Origin of the sequence: Halopseudomonas formosensis (genome assembly GCF_900115905.1) — a bacterium.
Classification (GTDB): Bacteria; Pseudomonadota; Gammaproteobacteria; order Pseudomonadales; family Pseudomonadaceae; genus Halopseudomonas; species Halopseudomonas formosensis.
Map to the genome: position 1 here is coordinate 61,806 of NZ_FOYD01000004.1, position 20,030 is coordinate 81,835.

The following is a 20,030-nucleotide window of genomic DNA, read 5'->3' on the forward strand; positions in this document are numbered from 1 at the left end:
TATGTCACATATTGATGTAAATCAGACCCATATGGGCAGGGGGCCAATGTATAATGGCGCCAGATTGATACGGGTGTTCGATGTACCTGAGTATAGCGGCAGAACACCGGTAAACATGAGTCATCCGCCCCGGCGGTCTGGAGTGAAGGTGAAGCCACTGCCTGTTGAGCTGGATGGTCTGGCGTGCGAGCGTGACGAGCGCGAACTCTTCGCCTCCCTGTCCCTGCGCCTGGAGCCCGGCGAGGTGCTGCAGGTCGCCGGCCCCAACGGGTCGGGCAAGACCAGCCTGCTGCGGATCATGGCCGGGCTGCTGCCACCCTCGGCGGGTGACATGCGCTACGGCGGCAATTCGGTCTACCATGGCGCAGGCCGGGAAGACTGGCGCCGGCAGCGGCTCTATATCGGCCATGCACCTGCCATCAAGGGCGCGCTGACCGCCGAAGAGAACCTGGCCTGGCTCTGCGCCCTGAGCTCCCCGGTCGGCACCGAGCAGATCTGGCAGGCGCTGGAGCAGGTCGGCCTGCGGGGATTCGAGGACGTTCCCTGTCATAATCTGTCCGCCGGCCAGAAGCGCCGCGTTGCACTGGCCCGTCTGTATCTTGAACAGCATCCGGTCTGGATTCTGGACGAGCCCTTCACCGCCATCGACAAGGCCGGGGTGACGGCACTGGAAAATCACATCATGGCGCACGCACAGCAGGGTGGGATGGTGATCATGACCACCCACCATGGCCTCGACCATCTGCCCGGCGTGCGTTGTCTGGATCTGGGGCAGGCGAACTGATGCGGCGCATCATCTGGTTGTTGTTCTGCCGCGAATGGCGGCTGGCCTGGCGGCGTCCCGGCGACCTGCTCAATCCGCTGGTGTTCTTTGCCCTGGTGGTGAGCCTGTTCCCCCTGGCGGTCGGACCGGAACCCTCCATGCTGAGGGCCATGGCCCCCGGGGTAATCTGGGTGGCGGCCCTGCTGGCAACCCTGCTGTCTCTGGATGGCCTGTTTCGCAGTGATTACGAGGACGGGTCCCTGGAACAGTGGGTGCTGTCGCCGCATCCGCTGGAACTCATGGTGCTGGTCAAGGTGCTGCACCACTGGATGGTTTCGGGTCTGGCAATGGTGCTGCTGGCGCCGCTGTTCGGCATGATGCTGGCGCTGCCGGCGTCGGTATTGCCGGTGCTGGTCCTGACCCTGCTGCTGGGTACCCCGATACTCAGCCTGCTCGGCGCGGTGGGCGCGGCACTCACCGTCGGTCTGAAGAGTGGCGGGGTTCTGCTGGCGCTGCTGATTCTGCCGCTGTATATACCGGTACTGATCCTCGGTACCGGCGCCATGGATGCGGCCCTGCAGGGCATGCCGGTGATCGGGTTCATGCTGTGGCTTGGCTGTCTGGCGGTGCTGGCGATAACTCTGGCACCCTTTGCCATCGCAGCCGGATTGCGTATTGGAGTAAGTGAATGAATGCTCAGGCGGGTAAGGCATGAAGTGGACCTTCTTCCATAAACTGGGTTCGCCCAAGTGGTTCTATGACATCAGCGGGCGCTGGCTGCCGTGGTTTGCCGCGGCGTCCGTGCTGCTGCTGGCGGTGGGCTCGGTCTGGGGGCTGTTCTTCGCGCCCCAGGATTACCAGCAGGGCAACAGCTTCCGGATCATCTACATCCATGTGCCGGCGGCCTTCGTCGCCCAGTCCTGTTACATCATGCTGGCGGTGGCCGGGGTGGTCAGTCTGGTCTGGCGGATGAAACTGGCTGACGTGGCGCTCAAGTGCGCTGCGCCTATCGGCGCCTGGATGACCTTCGTGGCGCTGCTTACCGGCGCCATCTGGGGCAAGCCGACCTGGGGTACCTACTGGGTCTGGGACGCGCGCCTGACCTCCATGCTGATCCTGCTGTTCCTGTACTTCGGGGTCATTGCCCTGGGGCAGGCGATCAGCAACCGGGATACGGCGGCCAAGGCCACCGCGGTGCTGGCGATAGTCGGCACGGTGAACATTCCGATCATCAAGTACTCGGTGAACTGGTGGAACACCCTGCACCAGCCGGCCACCTTCAAGCTCACCGAGAAGCCGGCCATGCCCGTGGAGATGTGGCTGCCGCTGCTGCTGATGGTGCTGGGCTTCTATGCCCTGTTCACCGTCAGCCTGTTCATGCGCATGCGCCTGGAAGTGCTGCAGCGTGAACACAAGACGCGCTGGGTTCGCGAGGCGCTGGAGAAGATGTCATGAGCGGTCTGAGTGAAATTCTGGGTATGGGCGGGCATGGCGTCTACGTCTGGTCCTGCTACGCCATTACCCTGGTGGTACTGGCGCTGAACGTGGTGCAGCCCTGGCTGGCCCGCCGGCGCCTGGTCAATCAAGAGGCGCGTCGTCGCCGTCGGGAGGTGATGTAAATGCATCCGCAGCGCAAGAAACGCCTGATACTCGTCCTGCTGGTCCTGCTCGGAGTGGGGGTGGCCGTGGCGCTGGCCCTGGGCGCCCTGCGCCAGAACATCAACCTGTTCTACACGCCCACCGAGATCGCCAGCGGCGTCGCGCCGCAGGATGCACGCATCCGTGCCGGCGGCATGGTGGTGGCCGGCAGCCTGAAGCGCTCGGCCGATTCCCTTGATGTGGTCTTCGATGTCACCGACGGCGCCGAGCAGGTGACCATCACCTACAGCGGCATACTGCCGGACCTGTTCCGTGAAGGGCAGGGCATTGTCGCCCTGGGGCGCCTGAACGAGGACCGCGTGCTGGTCGCCGATGAAGTGCTGGCCAAGCACGATGAGGAATACATGCCGCCCGAGGTGGCCCAGGCCCTGGACAAGGTCGAACACATGAAAGTGGATGGCGTCTATACGCCGCCCGCCAACTGATCCGGAGGCCGAATGATTCCCGAACTTGGACAGGTCGCGCTGATCATCGCCCTGGCGGTGGCAGTACTGCAGGCGACCATTCCCCTGTACGGGGCCTGGAAGGGTGACACCCTGGCCATGAGCTTTGCCCGCCCGGCGGCGCTGGCACAGTTCATGTTCGTGCTGTTTGCCTTCCTGTGTCTGATACAGGCCTTCCTGGCCGATGATTTCAGTGTGACCTACGTGGCGCTGAACTCCAACTCGGCGCTGCCCTGGTACTACAAGGTCAGTGCCGTATGGGGCGGGCACGAGGGGTCGCTGCTGCTGTGGGCGATGATCCTGGCGGCCTGGACCTTCGCCGTGGCGATCTTCTCCCGCGATCTGCCGGAGGAGATGTTCAGCCGGGTGCTGGCGGTGATGGGCATGATCAGCATCGGCTTCCTGCTGTTCATGCTGATGACCTCCAACCCCTTTGATCGGCAGCTGCCGTTCTTCCCCGAGGACGGCCGCGACCTCAACCCGCTGCTGCAGGATTTCGGTCTGATCGTCCATCCGCCGATGCTGTACATGGGCTACGTCGGCTTCTCGGTGGCCTTCGCGTTTGCCATCGCCGCACTGCTCGGCGGCCGACTGGATGCCGCCTGGGCGCGCTGGTCGCGGCCCTGGACCATAGTCGCCTGGGCCTTCCTCGGTCTGGGCATAGTGCTGGGCTCCTGGTGGGCCTACTATGAGCTGGGCTGGGGCGGCTGGTGGTTCTGGGATCCGGTGGAGAACGCCTCCTTCATGCCCTGGCTGGTCGGCACCGCGCTGATCCATTCGCTGGCGGTGACCGAGAAACGCGGCGTGTTCAAGAGCTGGACGGTATTGCTGGCCATCGCGGCCTTTTCCCTGAGCCTGCTCGGCACCTTCCTGGTGCGCTCCGGGGTGCTGACCTCGGTGCATGCCTTCGCCACGGATCCCGAGCGCGGCGTGTTCATTCTCGCCTTCCTGCTGGTGGTGGTCGGCGGTTCCCTGACCCTGTACGCGGTCCGTGCGCCCGTGGTCAAGAGCAAAATCGGGTTCGCCCTCTGGTCGCGGGAAACCTTCCTGCTGATCAACAACGTGATCCTGGTGGTGGCCACCCTGATGGTGCTGCTCGGGACCCTGTACCCCATGGTGCTGGATGCGCTGACCGATACCATGGTCTCGGTCGGGCCCCCGTACTTCAATGCGCTGTTCGTGCCGCTGATGGTGGTGCTCATGCTGGCCCTGGGTGTCGGTGGCATCAGCCGCTGGAAGGACACGCCGGTCAAGTGGCTGGTCAGCATGCTGAAATGGGTGCTGGTGCTTGCCGCCCTCGGCGCGGTGGGGCTGGCCATCTGGGTCGGTGATCACCATCTGGCGGTGGGCAGCATGCTGTTTCTGGTGCTCTGGGTTACCGGCAGCGCCCTGCGCGACATCCTCGACAAGACCCGTAACAAGGGTCTGCTGCGTGGCGTGCGGGCTCTGCCGCGCAGCTACTGGGGCATGGTGCTGGCCCACGTGGGCATCGCGGTCTGCGCCGTGGGCGTGGTAGGCGCCAGCCTGTTCGACAGTCAGCGCGACCTGCGCATGGTTCCCGGTGACAGTCTGGAGCTGGGCGGCTACCGCTTCCTGTTCCAGGGCTCGACCCACCGCGAAGGCCCGAACTGGATTTCCGATCAGGGCATCATCGAGGTCTACCGCGGCGAGCGCCGTATCACCACGCTGCGGCCGGAGAAGCGTCTGTATACCGTACAGAACATGCCGATGACCGAGGCGGGCATCCATCCCGGCCTGACCCGCGACCTGTTCGTGGCAATGGGCGAGCCGCTGGATGCGGAGAACAGGGCCTGGGCCATCCGTGTGCATATCAAGCCCTTCGTGCGCTGGATCTGGGGGGGCGGTCTGATGATGACCCTCGGCGGCCTGCTGGCTGCCACCGACAAACGTTACCGCCTGCGGGCACGCCAGCGTCGCACCGCGCCGCAGGCGGCAAGAGTGGAGGCTGTCTGATGCGTCGACCCTGGATGTTGATTCCGCTGATCCTGTTCCTCGGGCTCGCCGGGCTGTTTCTCAAGACCCTGTACGACAAGAAGAACCTGCAGGATCTGGCGATCGATCCCAGCGCCCTGCCATCGGCGCTGATCGACAAGCCGGTACCGGCCTTCGCCTTGCCATCCCTGGACGAGCCGGGACGCACCCTGACCGAGCAGGACTTCCGGGGTGAGGTGGCTCTGGTCAACGTCTGGGCCACCTGGTGCCCCACCTGTCGCGCCGAGCATGCGATGTTCAACAAGCTGGCCAGCCAGGGGGTGACCATTCACGGGGTCAACTACAAGGACAACAGCGAGGCGGCTCGGCGCTGGCTGGAGGAGCTGGGCAATCCCTACCAGCTCAATGTCGAGGACCCGCAGGGCAGTCTGGGCATCAACCTCGGCGTGTATGGCGCCCCCGAGACCTTCCTGATCGATGCCGACGGGGTCATCCACTACAAGTACATAGGTGCGGTGGATGAGCGGGTCTGGGCCGATCAGCTCGGTCCTCGCTATCAGGCCCTGCTCGAGCAGGCCTCCGGAGGTCAACCATGAGATGGCTCTGGTTGCTGGTACTGGCGCTGATGGCGCCCCTGGCACTGGCTGCGATAGATACCTACGAGTTCGACACCGAGGAGCAGCGTCAGCGCTTCTATCAGTTGAGCAGCGAGCTGCGCTGCCCCAAGTGTCAGAACCAGAACATCGCCGACTCCGATGCGCCCATTGCCATGGACCTGCGCCGGGAAGTCTACCGGATGCTCAATGAGGGCAAGGACAACGAGGAGATCGTCGATTTTCTGGTGGCGCGCTACGGCGAGTTCGTGCGCTACAAGCCCGCGCTGACGCCGGCCACGGCGATCCTCTGGTTCGGTCCGGCGGCCATGCTGCTGGCCGGTTTCATCGTGCTGCTGGTCATGCTCCGCCGGCGCCAGAAGGCACTGCGTGAGGCGGCTGGCAAGAGCCTGAGCCAGGACGAGCAACGACGTCTGCAATCCCTGCTGGAAAGAGAAGAAGACAGCTGATGACTGATTTCTGGTTGTATGGTGCGCTGCTGATTCTGGCGGGCATGCTTTTTGTACTCTGGCCGGTGTGGAAAATGCGCCGCCAGAACACGGTGGATCGTACCGCCCTGAACGTGGCCCTCTACGAGGAGCGAGTGGCGGAGCTGGCGGCACAGAAGGCCGCCGGTGAGATCACCCCGGAACTGCACGATATCGCCCTGGAGGAAGCCGGCAAGCTGTTGCTGGAGGACACCGCCCGGGCGGATCAGGAGCGGCGTCCGACCCACAGGGGCAGCCCCTGGCCGATCATTCTGGGGGCCGGCGCCATGCCGCTGGTGGTCATTGCGCTGTACATGAGCTGGGGCAACCCGGACGGACTGCAGCTGCTGCGGGAGATGGAAAACGAGCCGGCGCCGGCCGACATCGTCGCCTACATCGACCGCATGGAACGGGTGACCCGGGTGCAGCCGCAGAATGGCGAGGTCTGGTACATGCTGGGCCGCGCCTATCTGATGCAGCAGCGTCCGGCCGAGGCGGAGCGGGCCTTCGGCAACAGTCTGGCCCGTCTCGGGGAAAGCCCCGAACTGCTGGCCCAGCTGGGCCAGGCGCGCTTCTTTGCCAATGGCAATCAGCTGGACAGCGAAGCACGGACTGCGCTGAACCGGGCCCTGGAGATGAACCCGCGCGAGCCCACCGCGCTGGGCCTGCTGGGTATTTCCGCCTTCGAGGAGGGCCTGTACCCGGAGGCCATCGGCTACTGGGAACGTCTGCAGGCCGGCATGCCGCCGGACAGCGAGGGCTACAGGGCCATTCAGGGCGGCATTGATCGCGCCCGCGAGCGGCTGGGACAGGGTTCGGAGACAGTCTCGCAAGCCCAGGCCGGTATCAGCCTGCGCATCGAACTGGCCGAGGAGCTGGCCGACAGCTACGGCGACGAGGCCGTGGTATTCGTCTCCGCCCGCGACCCCGATGGCCCACCCATGCCGCTGTTCGCCCAGCGACTGGAGCGTGGCAGCCTGCCGGCTGAACTGGTGCTGGACAGTCGTTACGCCCTGATGCCCGGGGTGCAGATGGAGAACGGTCAGCAGCTGCAACTGAGTGCACGCATATCCCCAGACAGCGATGTGCGCAACGCAGCCCATGCGGCGGACAGCCTCGATGTAACCGTGGGCGAGATAGAGGGCAGGGTGACCCTGGTCATCGACCGCAAGCTGTGATCGGGATCAGGGGCCGGAATCCGGCCCCCTGATCCCCGGCCCCGGCGCGTCATGCCGCCGGCGCCGGGCGCATTTCCTCTTTGGAGAAATCATCCACCTCGATTACCGCCCGGCGTGCCTCCCGCGCGTCGCGCACCAGCTTGGCCTCTTCCGGACTGATCACGCCACTTTCCGCGGCGACCGCCAGATAATCGATGCCTTCGGCGTCCTCCAGCTCGCCGGAGCGCAGGGCCTTGGCCAGTCGCTGTTCGACCGGGTCGGCGAGGAGGATTTTTTCCAGGGTGTCGTTGAGCAGGCCGGTGACATCCTCCGGGTCCCGGTTGACATGGCAACCTTCCAGCAGGCGGTCTCGGGCCGGTCCGGGCGTCATCAGCAGTCGGGCAACATGTCGCCCGGTGCGATCGCTCGGCGGCTTGAGGCGTCGGCCCAACGGGAAGATGAGTACCCGCAGGAGCATCCCCACACCCCGGTCGGGGAAGTTCAGCAGCACTTCGTGCATCGCCTGTTCTATGCGTACCAGCAGGTCCTCCACGCCCCAGCAGAGCAGGGGCAGGTCCTCCTCCGGCTCGCCCTGGTCATGGAAATGCTTGAGACAGGCGCTGGCCAGATAGAGAAAGCTGAGCATGTCGCCGAGCCGGGCGGACAGGCGCTCCCGGCGCTTGAGCTCGCCACCGAGCATCAGCATGCTGACATCGGTCAGGGTGGCGAAGGCTGCTGACAGTCGGCTGAGCTGGCGGTAGTACCCGGCCAGATCAACCTGTTCGGCATACCGGGAGGCGCGGCCGCCACCCGCCCGGTCCCGACGCCGACGGCCCAGATGCTCCGGCGTGTCAGCCAGCAGGCCCCCGGTCAGCCCCAGCAGGAGGCTGCCTGCGGCATTGCCCAGGGCGTGCCCGATATGCTGGTAGAGCAGGCGGTCGAACTCGGCGATCGCCTGCTGCTCATCGGGCAGCTGGGTAGCCATCATCTCGCGCAGCACATAGGGATGGCTGCGGATGGCGCCCTGACCGAAGATCATCATGCTCCGGGTGAGAATGTTGGCCCCCTCGACGGTGATGGAAATGGGAATGGACTGATAACCCCGACCCAGATAATTCTTCGGGCCCATGCAGATGCCCTTGCCGCCGTGCACGTCCATGGCATCGTTCAGGCACTGGCGCATCCGTTCGGTGATGTGGTACTTGACCACGCCGGACAGCACCGCCGGTTTCTCGCCGAGATCCACCGCGCCGGCGGTCATGCGCCGGGCCGCATCCATCACATAGGTGTTGCCGCCAATGCGGGCCAGCGCCTCCTGCACCCCTTCGAACTCCCCGATCGGCAGGTTGAACTGGCGCCGGATGCGGGCATAGGCGCCGGTGGTCATGCTGGCCATCTTGGCTGCACCGGTGCCTCCGGCCGGCAGGGAGATGGAACGACCCACCGCCAGGCAGTTCATCAGCATCTTCCAGCCATGGCCGATCATGCTCTGGCCGCCGATCAGGTAGTCCATGGGGATGAAGACATCGGTGCCCGAGTTGGGGCCGTTCATGAAGGCGGCGTTCAGCGGGAAATGCCGGCGGCCTATGTTCACGCCGGGGGTGTCGGTCGGGATCAGCGCCAGACTGATACCCAGCTCCTCCTCGCCGCCGAGCAGACCCTCGGGGTCGTACACCTTGAAGGCCAGACCGAGCAGGGTGGCTACCGGCCCCAGGGTGATGTAACGCTTCTCCCAGGTGACCCGCAGCCCGAGTACCTCCTGGCCCTGCCACTGACCACGGCAGACGATGCCCCGGTCGGGCATGGAGCCGGCGTCCGATCCGGCTTCCGGCGAGGTGAGGGCAAAGCAGGGTACTTCCTGGCCGGCGGCCAGACGGGGCAGATAGTACTGTTTCTGTTCATCGGTGCCGTACTGCATGAGCAGCTCGGCCGGCCCCAGGGAGTTGGGTACCATGACCGTGGAGCCGACATCGCCGCTGCGACTGGCCAGCTTCATCGCGATCTGCGAGTGGGCGTAGGCGGAAAAGCCCTTGCCGCCATACTCTTTGGGAATGATCAGGCCGAAAAAGCCGTTGCTCTTGATGAAGTCCCAGACCTGCGGCGGCAGATCCTGCAATTCGGTGGTGATCTGCCATTCGTTGGTCATGCGGCAGAGTTCCTCCACCGGCCCGTCGAGAAAGGCCTGCTCCTCCTCGGTCAGCCGAGGCTGCGGATAACTGAGCAGCCTGTCCCAGTCCGGACGCCCGCTGAACAGCTCACCATCCCACCAGACGGTCCCTGCTTCCAATGCTTCGCGCTCGGTGTCGGAGATGGGTGGCAGTACCTTGCGGAACCAGTGGAACAGGGGGGTGGTGATGCTGCGGCGGCGCCAGTCCGTCATGTTCAGGGGAATGGCGACCCCCAGAAACAGCGCCCAGAGTATCAGGTCCAGCAGCCAGTGCACCGGACCGACCAGGGTCATGGCCAGCAGATAGGCGGCTACAACGACACAGGCATTCAGCAGACTGCTGCGCTTCCAGGCAAGCACAGCGACAATCAGAACCAGGCCCAGCAGCCAGAGCAGGGTCAGCATGAAGCACTCCTTGGGTCATTATTGAAACAACCTCAAGGATAGTCGCTGGGCCGGGGGTGCGCCTGTCAGTACAGGATTTCGCTGCCGGTTGCGTGGCTCAGCTGCGGGCCTGGGACATCAGCAGCTGGCGGGCCTGCTCCCAGTTGAATTCCTCGCCCCGGGCGGTGGCTTCGGCCATGTGTTCATCCAGCAGCTGGTACTGGGCTATCTCCTCATCGGGCATGAAGTGCAGGCAGTCACCGCCGAAGTACCAGAGCAGGTCGCGGGGGATCAGGTGGGCGACCTGGGGGTAGCGGCTGATGACCTGGCAGATGATCTCCTGGCCACTGTACAGGGCGTCCTGATCACCCGCCTCCAGCTGCGTGATCAGCTCTTCGAAGCGTTCCAGAAACAGCTCGTTGCTTTCCTCCGGTACCTGGGCCATGAGCACGGTCTGGGCCCGCAGGGTGTCGAACAGGCTGGTCAACAGGGCGAGGTGGTAGCGGTGATAGGGCAACTTGGTATTCATGGTAGACTCCTGCAACTGAGGGCGGGAGTCTAGCACCGCCCGTGTCCCGACGGTACCTCGCGACCCCAAACCACCCCGAGGCGATCAATGAACGTACTGCTGTATGCTGCCACGGTGCTGATCTGGGGTACCACATGGATCGCCATCAGCATGCAGACAGGCACCGTCCCGGTACTGGTTTCGGTGTTCTACCGCTTCGCCATCGCCGCTGCGGTGATGCTGCTGGCCCTGCGCCTGAGTGGCCGTCTGCAGAAACTGAGCGGCCCGACCCACGGCTTCTGCCTGCTGCAGGGCGCCTGCGTGTTCGGCTTCAACTTCGTCTGCTTCTATACGGCCAACGCCTATATCAACAGCGGGCTGGAGTCGGTGATCTTCTCCCTGGCGATCCTGTTCAACGCCATCAACGGGGTGATCTTCTTCGGTCAGCGCATCACCCTGCGGCTGCTGCTGGCCAACCTGCTGGGGCTGGCGGGCATCATCAGCCTGTTCTGGCACGACATCACCGATGAGCAGGTATCCAGCGGTACCCTGCTGGGCATAGGTCTGAGTCTGCTGGGGACCTACGGCTTCTCCCTGGGCAACATGATCAGCGTGCGCTTTCAGCGTCAGCAGCAGAATCTGCTGACGACCAATGCCTGGGCCATGGGTTACGGTGCGCTGATCATGCTCAGCCTGGCGCTGCTGACCGGCGCTACCTTTGCCGTGGAGCAGACGCCCGCCTATCTGGGCTCGCTGCTGTATCTGGCGCTGATCGGCTCCATCGTCGGCTTTGCCACCTACTTCTCCCTGGTCGGGCGCATCGGCGCCGGGCCGGCGGCCTATACCACGGTGATGTTTCCGCTGATTGCACTGGGCATGTCCACCCTGTTCGAAGGCTATCGCTGGAGCGGCGCGGCGGTGTTCGGGCTGGGGCTGATCCTGATCGGCAATCTGGTCATGTTCTACCGGCCCGCCGCCAGGGCGTCGGCCACCGCCTGAATCGGCAGCAGCTATTCGCTGAACAGATCGGCCATCCTGCCGGGCAGCATCGGCGGCGCCAGATGGTGCCGTTCCACCTGCCACCACCCCGGCAGCAACTGGCGCACCCGCGGTTGACCGAAGCGGTCATCCAGCAGCCAGAGCATTCCCTGATCCTCCGGGCTGCGGATCACCCGGCCGGCGGCCTGCACCACCTTCTGCAAACCGGGAAACAGGTAGGCATAGTCGTGACCGTGGCCGAACAGCTGGTCCATGCGGGCGCGGATCTGTTCGGTAACCGGGTTGACCTGGGGCAACCCCAGGGTGGCAATGAAGGCGCCGATCAGCCGCTCGCCGGGAAGGTCAATGCCCTCACCGAAGGCCCCGCCGAGCATGGCGAACCCCACCTGCCGGCTGTCCCCGGTGAAACTGTCGAGAAAGGCCCTGCGCGCCGCCTCGTCCATGCCCGCGGACTGCACCTGCAGCGGAATGCCGGGCCAGTGTGACTGCAGCAGCTCGACCACCTGCTCGAGGTAGCGGTAGCTGCTGAAAAAGGCCAGGTAGTTGCCCGGCCGCTGACGGTACTGCTCGGCAATCAACTGGCAGATCGGCAGCAGGCTGTCGGCCCGGTGCTGGTAGCGGGTGGACAGGTTGCTGACATAGCGGACCTGTAACTGCTCTGGGCTGAAAGGTGACGCCACATCCAGCCAGCGGGTGCCCTCGGGCAGGCCGAGCATGTCCTGCTGATACCGGGCCGGAGTCAGGGTGGCGGAGAACAGGGTGCTGCTGTGCGCGGCGGCAAAACGCCCCCGCAGGAAGGGGGCCGGCAGCAGGTTGCGCAGGCACAGGGTGGACAGCCTGCGGCGTCCATGTCGCCGCAGGCTGATATCGAAGATCGAATGCTCGGCAAAATGCTCGGCCAGGCGGCAGAACAGCAAAGCGTCCAGATAGAAGCGCAACAGGGCGGCGTCATTGCCCTCGGGCTGCTCGGCCAGATGGTCGGTGATGGCACCGACCAGTTTCTGCAGGCTGAGCATGAACAGGTCCGGCAGCTGCGGCTGCACCTGATAGTCCTGCTGCTGATCGCGCACCAGCTGACGCCAGTGGCGCTCCAGTCGGTCCAGCGCCGGGCCCAGGGCGGCTGGCGCGGTACTGCGCAGGCCGTGCAGGCGCTGCTGGTCCAGCTCGGCGCTGTACATGCTGCGTCCGCGCTCGACCAGATTGTGCGCCTCGTCCACCAGCAGCGTCACCCGCCAGTCGTTGACCAGGGTCAGGGCGTGCAGCAGGGCGCTGCTGTCGAAGTAGTAGTTGTAGTCGGCCACCACCACATCGGCCCAGTGGCACAGCTCCTGGCTCAGGTAATAGGGGCAGATGTCATGGGTCAGGGCGATCTCCCGCACCCGCTCCCGGGTCAGCCAGCGCGCCGCCACCGCCACCTGCCGGGCGGCGGGCAGACGATCGTGGAAGCCCCGTGCCAGCGGGCAGGATTCACCATGGCAGGCGCGCTGCGGATGTTCGCAGGCCTTGTCCCGGGCGATGTGCTCCAGCACCCGCAGGGGCATCTGCGGCTGCCGGGCGTGCAGGGTGGCCAGCGCGTCCAGCGCCAGCTGCCGACCGGGGGTGCGGGCGGTAAGGTAGAACAACCGGTCCAATCGCTGGCCGGGGAAGGCCTTGAGCTGGGGAAACAGGGTGCCCAGGGTCTTGCCGATGCCAGTGGTGGCCTGGGCCAGCAGGGTCTTGCCGTCACGGGTGGCACGGTAGACCTCGGCAGCCAGCTGGCGCTGTCCGGTGCGGAAACTCGGCCAGGGAAACTCCAGTTGCTCCAGGCTGGCGTCCCGGGCCTGGCGGTGCTCGAGCTCCTGCTGCGCCCAGTCGAGGAAGCGTTCGCACTGCAGTTCGAAGAAGTCGCGCAGTTCCCCGGCCCGGAACTGCTCCCGGCAGGCCGTTTCCTTCTGGGTGTTGATGTTGTAGTAGATCACCGCCAGCTCGATCTCCGGCAACTGACGACTGGCGCACAGCAGCCAGCCATAGACCTTGACCTGGGCCCAGTGCAGGCGACGCTGGTTGTCGGCAATGCGTTCGACCTTGCCGCGGTGGGTCTTGATCTCTTCCAGCCGGTTCAGTACCGGGTCATAGCCATCGGCGCGGCCGCTGACCAGCAGTCCGCGGTACTCACCGCTCAGGGCCAGCTCGCTGAGGTAATGCGTGCCACGTCGGCCGGTCACCACCTGATGCCCGGCAATGCCTTCCTGCGGGCTGGGCGCCGGCGTGAAGCGCAGATCCAGGTCGCCCTCGCGGGCGGTGAAGGCGCACAAAGCGCGGACGGCTACGCGATAGTTCATCGAGTCCATTGGACGTAACAGACCTCCACCGGCATCTGGTGGCGGGCACAGTAGTCCAGCCAGCGGCGCTGGTTGTCCTGCAGGCGATCGCCGGGACCCTTGACCTCGATCATCCGGTAGCGCTGCTGCTGCGGCCAGAACTGGATGAGATCCGGCATGCCGGTGCGGTGGGCGCGCAGATCGGCCAGCAGGCGCTGACACCACAGCTGCAGGTGGCGGGCGGGCAGGCAATGCAGGGCCATTTCCAGCAGCTCCTCGGACAGCAGCGCCCAGTTGACGAAGGGCGTCTGGATACCCTGTTTATGTCGCCAGATATGGCGCAGGTGCTGACGGTAGCTGTCCGATTCCAGACGGGCCAGGCAACGGTCGAAGGCCTGCGGCCGGCGGCTGTGGAAATCCGGGCTGTGCAGGTCGGCGGGGGCACTGTGGAACGGATGGAAGAAGGCGCCGGGCAGGGGGGCAAAGATTGCCTCCCAGCACAACAGACCGAACAGGCCGGTGATCAGACTGTTCTCCACGTAGTAGACCGGTGCCTGATCGCTGCTCAGGTGCTCGCGGACTGCCAGCTCCACGCCCAGCGGGTGGGGCCCGGGCAGCACCAGGTCGAACCGGGGGCTGTCAGCCTTGCCGGCCACCGCCCTCGGCGGCAGACCCAGCTGGCGGGCGAGCCGGCGCTCGGCGCGCAGCACCAGTTGCATTTCCGCATCGTCCTCGGGCTCGGCCAGTGCCTGCTGCACCAGGGCATGGGCCCGGACGTGGTCGCGGCGCTTTTCCAGGATGCGGATCTGCCGCTGGCGGGCACCACGCCAGCCGCTGCGCTGGTACAGGGCAAGGGCGGCCTCCAGTTGCTCCTCGCGCTCGAGCTGGCGGGCCAGATTGAACTGCAGTCGCGCCAGGCGACTGGCCAGCCAGGGGTTGTCCGGGCGCTGTTCGTCGAGCAGCTCGGCCACCTCGCCTGCCGCCATGCCCTCATCCAGTGCCTGGCGGCAGCGGTGCAGATGCCGGTAGCACTCGATGTCCTCCCGGCAGTGAAAACCCCGGGAGTCGGGGCCCAGCTCCACCTGCTCGTAACGGAAAATCCCCAGCTGGGCGAGCACGAACTCCTCCCAGCCCTGACCCAGATTGCCGAAGAACATCAGCCGCAGCGTTTCGCACAGCTCGCCGACCAGCAGGGTGAACAGGCTGGCGGTATGCCCGGGACACCACTGCCTGAAGGGGCGCGGCTGTGGCTGCGTGGCGGCCAGCTTGGCAATCAGCTCTGGCTTGCGCCGGCCGGAGCGGACAGTGGCGGCGGGCAGCAGGGCGGCCAGCTCCTCCCGGCGCAGCAGTTGCCCGAGCTGCTCGGCATCCAGCGGTTGGCTGTCACTCAGCCAATCCAGTTCGAGCAGGGGGCCGGCGGCGGTGGGGATGCAGCCGATCTCCGGATAACGCAGCCGGTCACTGCGAAAATGTGGCCCCTTGCGCATGATCAGACGCACCAGCAGGGCACGGCTGGACACCGGCAACAGCACAAACTGGCGCATGAAATCCCGCTCCTGCGCCGTCAGCAGATCGGCGTAGCGGGTCTGCAGCCAGTCCAGTGCCTGCTGGAAATTGTCCAGGTAGTACAGTGGCGGCGGGTCAGTGGTAATGGGCTGGTTGGGCATACAGTATTGTGGCCGGGGCGGCTGTTCCGGCGCAAGCCGCTGGCGACGAACGCACGTCCTGCGGCCCGGTCAGGAGCGCAGCAGCCGCAGGCCGTTGAAGATCACCAGCAGGCTCACGCCCATATCGGCAAATACCGCCATCCACATGGTCGCCTCACCGGCCAGGGTCAGGGCGACGAAAACGGCCTTGATACCCAGTGCCAGGACGATGTTCTGCACCAGTATGCGCCGGGTGCGCCGGGACAGGCGGATGAAGGCGGGAATGCGCCGCAGATCGTCGTCCATGATCGCCACATCGGCGGTTTCGATCGCGGTGTCGGTGCCGATCGCCCCCATGGCGAAGCCGATGTCGGCCCGTGCCAGCGCCGGGGCATCGTTGATGCCGTCACCGACCATGCCGACCCGCGCCGGCGGCCGGGCCAGGGCGTCGATCTCGGCCAGCTTGTCGGTTGGCAGCAGGTTGCCACGCACCTCGTCGATGCCTGCCTCGGCACCGATGGCGGCGGCCGTGTGCGGGTTGTCACCACTGAGCATCAGGGTGCGCACACCCAGCCGGTGCAGTTCGGCGATGGCCTCGCGGCTGCTCTCCTTGAGCTGGTCGGCCACGGCGAACAGGCCCAGGGCACGCTGCTCGTCACAGAGGATGATCACGCTGCGGCCGAGCCGTTCCAGCTGTCCCAGTTGCTTCTCCAGCGCCGGGGAGCAGAGTCCCTGCTGTTCCAGCAGGCGGTGGTTGCCCAGATGGTACAGGCGGCCCCCGATCAGCCCGCAGCTGCCCAGACCAGGCAGGGCGCGGAAGTCGCTGACATCCAGCGGCGGCTGCATCGCTGCCTCGGCAACGGCGCGGGATACCGGATGGTCTGAGCGGCTGGCGAGGCTGGCGGCAAGGCGCTGGATAGCCTCCGCCGGTACGTCAGGGACCAGGGTATGGAAGTCGGTCTGCTCCGGACGGCCGCGGGTCAGGGTGCCGGTCTTGTCCAGTGCCAGATGGGTGAGGCCGGCCGCCTGTTCCAGATAGCTGCCGCCCTTGACCAGGATGCCGCGGCGTGCGGCGGCGGCCAGACCGCTGACGATGCTGACCGGGGTGGAGATGACCAGCGCGCAGGGGCAGGCGACCACCAGCAACACCAGCGCGCGGTAGATCCACTCCGGCCAGGCCCCTCCGAGCAGCGGTGGCAGGATGGCGACCAGCAGAGCCAGGGCAAACACCAGCGGGGTATAGAGGCGGGCGAAGCGGTCGACGAAGCGCTGGGTCGGTGCGCGGCTGCCCTGGGCCTGCTCCACCGCGTGGATGATGCGCGCCAGGGTGCTGTGCCCGGCCAGGGTGGTCACCCGGTATTCCAGCTCGCTGTGCTGGTTGATGCTGCCGGCAAACACCCGGTCGCCGGGTTGCTTGTCCACCGGCAGGCTTTCCCCGGTGATCGGCGACTGGTCGACGGCGGACTGGCCGGCAAGCACCTCGCCATCCAGCCCGATGCGCTCGCCCGGTCGTACCCGCACCCGGCTGTCCAGCGGGACCTCCTTCAGCGGCAGGGATTGCCAGCTGCCGTCGGCCTGCTGCACCAGGGCGGTTTCCGGCGTCATTTCCAGCAGGCCGCGAATGGCATTGCGGGCCCGGTCGAGCGAGCGCGCCTCGATCAGCTCGGCCACACTGAACAGGAACATCACCATGGCAGCCTCCGGCCACTGGCCGATCAGCAGAGCGCCGGTTACCGCAATGCTCATCAGCGCGTTGATGTTCAGATCCAGCTGGCGCAGGGCTATCCAGCCCCGGGCATAGGTGCCCAGCCCGCAGAGCAGTACCGACAGCAGGGCCAGGGCAGCCACCGTCCAGTCGGCGGCGGCTGCGGTGAAATGCAGCAGCTCGGCAGCCAGGGTCAGCAGGCCGGCCAGCGCCAGCCGGGCGTATAGCCAGCGCCTGGGTGGGGCGGCGGGCTCCGGTTCGGTGACGGGCAGGGGAGTGAAGCCCAGCCGGCGTATCGCCTGCAGCGCCGGCTCCAGCGCCTCAGGGCTGTGCTGCAGGGTCAGGGTGCGCTCCAGCAGGTTGAAACTCAGTTGCCCGACGCCGTTCATGCCGCTGAGCCGGTCGGTGATCAGCCGCTGCTCCGTGGGGCAGTCCATCTGGGTGATACGCACCGTGGTACTGAGACTGTCGCCGAGGTCGACAGGGCGGTCGGCGGTGGTCGCCGGATCATTGTTCCGCGCAGTGCAGCTACAGCAATCTTTCATGGGACTCTCCTTTTGCTGCCCTTCAATAAACACCCTATAGTGGCTATAGAGTCAAGGGTCGAGGAGCCGGGCATGAAGATAGGCGAGCTGGCGGCACGTACCGGTTGTCAGCCGGTGACCATCCGCTACTACGAACAGGCGGGGCTGCTGCCGGTGCCGCCGCGCAGCGAAGGTAACTACCGGGTCTATACCCGCGCCCATGAAGAACGCCTGTTGTTCATCCGCAATTGCCGGGCGCTGGACATGTCCCTGGAAGAGATTCGGCAGCTGCTGGACTACCAGGACAACCCCAGCGGTGATTGCAGCGAGATCAATGCGCTGGTGGAGGCACACATAGAGCATGTGTCGAGCCGCATCAAGGTGCTGCAACAGTTGCAGGACAAGCTGGTTGCCCTGCGTCAGCGCTGCACCGGGGCGGAACCGAGCTGCAGCATACTGCAGGAGCTGACTGCGGGGGAGCCGCATGTCAGCCAGGACAGCGATTCCCACGTCGGCCACAGCCACTGACGACTATTGTCCGCCCAGCAGTCTGGCTGCATCTGCGGCGCCCATGGCCATGGCCAGCTTCAGGGCGGTATTGCCTTCGGCATCGGTTACAGTGGGGTCGGCCCCGACCTGCAGCAGACGCTGCAGTATCTCGGTACGCTCGAACATCGCTGCATACATCAGCGGCGTCTTGCCGCCCGGTGTGCAGCTGCTGGCGTCGGCGCCGTATTCGAGCAGCAGCTCGACCATGGCCTGATCACCCTTGAAGATGACTCCGGCAAGCGGCGTCTGGAAGCGCAGATTGGCCAGCTCCGGGTCGCCGCCGTGCTGCAGTATCAGGCGCGCAGTATCCGGATGACCGTTGTAGCAGGCGAGCATCAGCAGGCTGTCGCCCTTGCTGTTGCACAGGTTGGCCGGCAGACCGGCCTCCAGCAGTGGTTGCAGGTCCTCTGCGGCGCCATGGCGGGCCATATCGAAGACCCGCTCGGCAAAGGCCAGGGTTGCGTCATCCAGTGGGGGTTGCTCGGCCATCGGTCTGCTCCAGCGGCGGGGTGAAGAGCCATTGTGCATGGAACAGGGTCTGTGGTCATCCCGGTTCCTTGAACACAGCCCCCGGCTCGATGGTCACAGCAGGTAGACCTGTAAACTGACCCAGGAGGTTATCAGCATGGAACTACCCAATCAGGACCTGCCCGCCCTGTTCGACCAGCTCGGGTTGCCCTCGGACCACGAGGCGATCGAGCGCTTCTTCGCCACCCACGCTCTGCCCCAGGACGTGAAGCTGGTGGATGCTCCCTTCTGGACGCCGGCTCAGTCGGCCTTCCTGCGCGAGCAGTTCCAGCGGGATGCGGAGTGGGCGCCCGTGGTGGATGAGCTCAATACGCGTCTGCACGAGCAATAGCGTCCCCCCCCATCCCCGAGCCTGGCGCGTTTTTCAGCGGCAGCGGAATCTGGCATGATGCCGATTCCGCTGCCCGTGCTGGCGGCCCATGCTCTTGCCGGGATATCCCATGCCGTTTCGCCTGTTACTGATTCTCGGTGGGTTGAGTGCCTTCGGCCCACTGGCCATCGACCTGTATCTGCCCGCCTTTCCGGCCATGGCGCGGAGTTTTGCCACCGACACCGAGCATGTACAGCTGAGCCTGTCGGTCTATTTTGTCGGTCTGGCGCTGGGGCAGGTGTTCTACGGTCCCGTGGCGGATCGCTTCGGACGGCGCAAGCCGCTGCTGTTCGGTATCGGCCTGTTTACCCTGGCTTCGCTGGGCTGCGCCCTGGCGCCGACCCTGGAGTGGCTGCTGGTGGCGCGCTTTGCCCAGGCGCTCGGTGGCTGCGGTGGCATGGTGGTCAACCGGGCGGTGGTGCGCGATCTGTGCTCGCCGATCGAGTCGGCGCGGGTGTTCTCCAAGCTGATGCTGGTCATGGGCATTGCCCCCATCCTGGCGCCGCTGGCCGGTGGCTGGTTGATGCTGGTCGGGGGCTGGCACAGCATCTTCGGCTTCCTGACCCTGTTTTCCGCCGCCTTCTGGGTGCTGGTGTGGCTGCGTCTGCCTGAGACGCTGCCCGCCGATGCGCCGCGCAGCCGGCTGTCCGGCGCACTGGGCAGCTACGCAAGACTGCTGCGCGCCCCGGAATTCATGTTCCATGCACTGACCGGTGGGTTGGCCATGGCCGGCATGTTCGCCTACATCGCCGGTTCGCCCTTCGTGTTCATCCAGCTGTATGGCGTGCCGGCGGAACATTACGGCTGGCTGTTCGGCATCAACTCCGCCGGCTTCATTCTTGCCGCGCAGTTCAATGGGCGCTTTCTGCGCCGGCGTACACCCCTGCAGCTGCTGCGCACCACCACCCTCTGTTTCATGGCCGGCACTCTGCTGCTGCCGGTCATTGCGCTGTTGCGGACCGACTCCCTGTGGCCGCTGATGCTGCCGCTGTTCTTCTGCATGGCCTCGCTGGCGCTGGTGGTGCCCAACTCCTCGGCCTGTGCGCTGGCCGGGCAGGGCCATCAGGCCGGCGTCGCCTCGGCGCTGATGGGCACCATGCAGTTTGCCATTGCCGGGGTGATGTCGGCACTGGTGGGGGCGTTGCATGACGGCACGGCGGTACCGATGACGGCGATCATCGCGGCCTGTGGTGTCGGGTCGGCGGGAATGGCGCTGATGGCCAGGCGGGTTGGAAGCGTCGAGTTTGGCGTGAGGTAGAAGGGGCGTCCCCCTCTCCCGCAGGGAGAGGGGGCA

Annotated in this window: 19 protein-coding genes; 13 read left to right on the top strand and 6 right to left on the bottom strand. The window is 65.7% G+C overall.

The genetic code is table 11. The features are described from left to right. Positions 1 to 148: 148 nt before the first annotated feature. From ccmA to ccmI, 9 genes are read left to right on the top strand one after another with little or no spacing between them, the layout of a single operon-like run. The gene (ccmA, locus tag BM046_RS07530; protein WP_235818596.1) at positions 149 to 784 is read left to right on the top strand and encodes a cytochrome c biogenesis heme-transporting ATPase CcmA; all 636 of its coding nucleotides are present in this window, start codon (positions 149 to 151) and stop codon (positions 782 to 784) included. After that, on the top strand, positions 784 to 1,455 hold the full coding sequence (gene ccmB, locus BM046_RS07535; protein ID WP_090538488.1) for a heme exporter protein CcmB: 672 nt from the start codon (positions 784 to 786) through the stop codon (positions 1,453 to 1,455). Before ccmA ends, ccmB begins: the two co-directional genes overlap by 1 nt. 19 nt (positions 1,456 to 1,474) lie before the next feature. Further along, the gene (locus BM046_RS07540) at positions 1,475 to 2,218 is read left to right on the top strand and encodes a heme ABC transporter permease (protein ID WP_090538489.1); all 744 of its coding nucleotides are present in this window, start codon (positions 1,475 to 1,477) and stop codon (positions 2,216 to 2,218) included. Then, positions 2,215 to 2,382 carry a heme exporter protein CcmD gene (gene ccmD, locus BM046_RS07545; protein WP_090538490.1) on the top strand — a complete coding sequence of 56 codons (168 nt, stop codon included), beginning with the start codon at positions 2,215 to 2,217 and terminating at the stop codon, positions 2,380 to 2,382. Before BM046_RS07540 ends, ccmD begins: the two co-directional genes overlap by 4 nt. Then, complete coding sequence (ccmE, locus tag BM046_RS07550; protein ID WP_090538491.1) at positions 2,383 to 2,847, top strand: cytochrome c maturation protein CcmE; 465 nt, start codon at positions 2,383 to 2,385, stop codon at positions 2,845 to 2,847. Positions 2,848 to 2,859: 12 nt separating this feature from the next. After that, the gene (locus tag BM046_RS07555) at positions 2,860 to 4,839 is read left to right on the top strand and encodes a heme lyase CcmF/NrfE family subunit (protein WP_090538492.1); all 1,980 of its coding nucleotides are present in this window, start codon (positions 2,860 to 2,862) and stop codon (positions 4,837 to 4,839) included. Continuing rightward, positions 4,839 to 5,414 (top strand): DsbE family thiol:disulfide interchange protein, encoded by a 576-nt coding sequence (locus BM046_RS07560; protein WP_090538493.1) that lies wholly within the window; start codon positions 4,839 to 4,841, stop codon positions 5,412 to 5,414. Before BM046_RS07555 ends, BM046_RS07560 begins: the two co-directional genes overlap by 1 nt. Next, entirely contained in the window at positions 5,411 to 5,881 is a 471-nt protein-coding gene (locus tag BM046_RS07565; protein ID WP_090538494.1) for a cytochrome c-type biogenesis protein, read from the top strand. The genes BM046_RS07560 and BM046_RS07565 overlap by 4 nt, the downstream gene beginning before the upstream one ends. Then, positions 5,881 to 7,077, top strand: a complete 1,197-nt coding sequence (ccmI, locus tag BM046_RS07570; protein WP_090538495.1) for a c-type cytochrome biogenesis protein CcmI — start codon at positions 5,881 to 5,883, stop codon at positions 7,075 to 7,077. Before BM046_RS07565 ends, ccmI begins: the two co-directional genes overlap by 1 nt. Positions 7,078 to 7,126: 49 nt before the next feature. Here the strand turns inward: ccmI and BM046_RS07575 are convergent, their stop codons facing one another. After that, on the bottom strand, positions 7,127 to 9,625 hold the full coding sequence (locus tag BM046_RS07575; protein ID WP_090538682.1) for an acyl-CoA dehydrogenase: 2,499 nt from the start codon (positions 9,623 to 9,625) through the stop codon (positions 7,127 to 7,129). Between the two features lie 100 nt (positions 9,626 to 9,725). After that, a complete protein-coding gene (locus BM046_RS07580) occupies positions 9,726 to 10,136 on the bottom strand; it encodes a PA2817 family protein (RefSeq protein WP_273123260.1) in 411 nt (136 codons plus the stop codon). An 87-nt stretch (positions 10,137 to 10,223) separates the two neighbouring features. Here BM046_RS07580 and BM046_RS07585 point away from each other — a divergent pair, with 87 nt between their 5' ends. After that, positions 10,224 to 11,114: a DMT family transporter gene (locus tag BM046_RS07585; RefSeq protein ID WP_090538496.1), complete on the top strand. Its 891-nt coding sequence runs from the start codon at positions 10,224 to 10,226 to the stop codon at positions 11,112 to 11,114. Between the two features lie 11 nt (positions 11,115 to 11,125). Here BM046_RS07585 and BM046_RS07590 read toward each other — a convergent pair whose 3' ends face one another. The 3 genes from BM046_RS07590 to BM046_RS07600 form a co-directional block, all read right to left on the bottom strand. Continuing rightward, complete coding sequence (locus tag BM046_RS07590) at positions 11,126 to 13,435, bottom strand: ATP-dependent DNA helicase (RefSeq protein WP_090538497.1); 2,310 nt, start codon at positions 13,433 to 13,435, stop codon at positions 11,126 to 11,128. Beyond that, the gene (locus BM046_RS07595; protein WP_090538498.1) at positions 13,432 to 15,081 is read right to left on the bottom strand and encodes a VRR-NUC domain-containing protein; all 1,650 of its coding nucleotides are present in this window, start codon (positions 15,079 to 15,081) and stop codon (positions 13,432 to 13,434) included. The genes BM046_RS07590 and BM046_RS07595 overlap by 4 nt, the downstream gene beginning before the upstream one ends. 69 nt (positions 15,082 to 15,150) lie before the next feature. Further along, a complete protein-coding gene (locus tag BM046_RS07600; protein WP_090538499.1) occupies positions 15,151 to 17,310 on the bottom strand; it encodes a heavy metal translocating P-type ATPase in 2,160 nt (719 codons plus the stop codon). A 72-nt stretch (positions 17,311 to 17,382) separates the two neighbouring features. On the opposite strand from BM046_RS07600, the gene cadR reads away from it, so the two are divergent. Further along, positions 17,383 to 17,817 (top strand): Cd(II)/Pb(II)-responsive transcriptional regulator, encoded by a 435-nt coding sequence (cadR, locus tag BM046_RS07605; RefSeq protein WP_090538500.1) that lies wholly within the window; start codon positions 17,383 to 17,385, stop codon positions 17,815 to 17,817. A gap of 3 nt (positions 17,818 to 17,820) precedes the next feature. On the opposite strand, the gene BM046_RS07610 is transcribed toward cadR, so the two are convergent. Next, positions 17,821 to 18,327, bottom strand: a complete 507-nt coding sequence (locus BM046_RS07610) for an ankyrin repeat domain-containing protein (protein WP_090538501.1) — start codon at positions 18,325 to 18,327, stop codon at positions 17,821 to 17,823. Positions 18,328 to 18,463: 136 nt separating this feature from the next. On the opposite strand from BM046_RS07610, the gene BM046_RS07615 reads away from it, so the two are divergent. Further along, the gene (locus BM046_RS07615) at positions 18,464 to 18,697 is read left to right on the top strand and encodes a DUF2789 domain-containing protein (RefSeq protein ID WP_090538502.1); all 234 of its coding nucleotides are present in this window, start codon (positions 18,464 to 18,466) and stop codon (positions 18,695 to 18,697) included. A 109-nt stretch (positions 18,698 to 18,806) separates the two neighbouring features. After that, complete coding sequence (locus BM046_RS07620; protein ID WP_090538503.1) at positions 18,807 to 19,994, top strand: multidrug effflux MFS transporter; 1,188 nt, start codon at positions 18,807 to 18,809, stop codon at positions 19,992 to 19,994. Positions 19,995 to 20,030: the final 36 nt, after the last annotated feature.

Coding starts and splice junctions, on each gene's coding strand:
- ccmB (WP_090538488.1), top strand. CDS start 784: ATGCGGCGCATCATCTGGTTGTTGTTCTGCCGCGAATGGCGGCTGGCC.
- BM046_RS07540 (WP_090538489.1), top strand. CDS start 1,475: ATGAAGTGGACCTTCTTCCATAAACTGGGTTCGCCCAAGTGGTTCTAT.
- ccmD (WP_090538490.1), top strand. CDS start 2,215: ATGAGCGGTCTGAGTGAAATTCTGGGTATGGGCGGGCATGGCGTCTAC.
- ccmE (WP_090538491.1), top strand. CDS start 2,383: ATGCATCCGCAGCGCAAGAAACGCCTGATACTCGTCCTGCTGGTCCTG.
- BM046_RS07555 (WP_090538492.1), top strand. CDS start 2,860: ATGATTCCCGAACTTGGACAGGTCGCGCTGATCATCGCCCTGGCGGTG.
- BM046_RS07560 (WP_090538493.1), top strand. CDS start 4,839: ATGCGTCGACCCTGGATGTTGATTCCGCTGATCCTGTTCCTCGGGCTC.
- BM046_RS07565 (WP_090538494.1), top strand. CDS start 5,411: ATGAGATGGCTCTGGTTGCTGGTACTGGCGCTGATGGCGCCCCTGGCA.
- ccmI (WP_090538495.1), top strand. CDS start 5,881: ATGACTGATTTCTGGTTGTATGGTGCGCTGCTGATTCTGGCGGGCATG.
- BM046_RS07580 (WP_273123260.1), bottom strand. CDS start 10,136: ATGAATACCAAGTTGCCCTATCACCGCTACCACCTCGCCCTGTTGACC.
- BM046_RS07585 (WP_090538496.1), top strand. CDS start 10,224: ATGAACGTACTGCTGTATGCTGCCACGGTGCTGATCTGGGGTACCACA.
- BM046_RS07590 (WP_090538497.1), bottom strand. CDS start 13,435: ATGAACTATCGCGTAGCCGTCCGCGCTTTGTGCGCCTTCACCGCCCGC.
- BM046_RS07595 (WP_090538498.1), bottom strand. CDS start 15,081: ATGCCCAACCAGCCCATTACCACTGACCCGCCGCCACTGTACTACCTG.
- BM046_RS07600 (WP_090538499.1), bottom strand. CDS start 17,310: ATGAAAGATTGCTGTAGCTGCACTGCGCGGAACAATGATCCGGCGACC.
- cadR (WP_090538500.1), top strand. CDS start 17,383: ATGAAGATAGGCGAGCTGGCGGCACGTACCGGTTGTCAGCCGGTGACC.
- BM046_RS07610 (WP_090538501.1), bottom strand. CDS start 18,327: ATGGCCGAGCAACCCCCACTGGATGACGCAACCCTGGCCTTTGCCGAG.
- BM046_RS07615 (WP_090538502.1), top strand. CDS start 18,464: ATGGAACTACCCAATCAGGACCTGCCCGCCCTGTTCGACCAGCTCGGG.
- BM046_RS07620 (WP_090538503.1), top strand. CDS start 18,807: ATGCCGTTTCGCCTGTTACTGATTCTCGGTGGGTTGAGTGCCTTCGGC.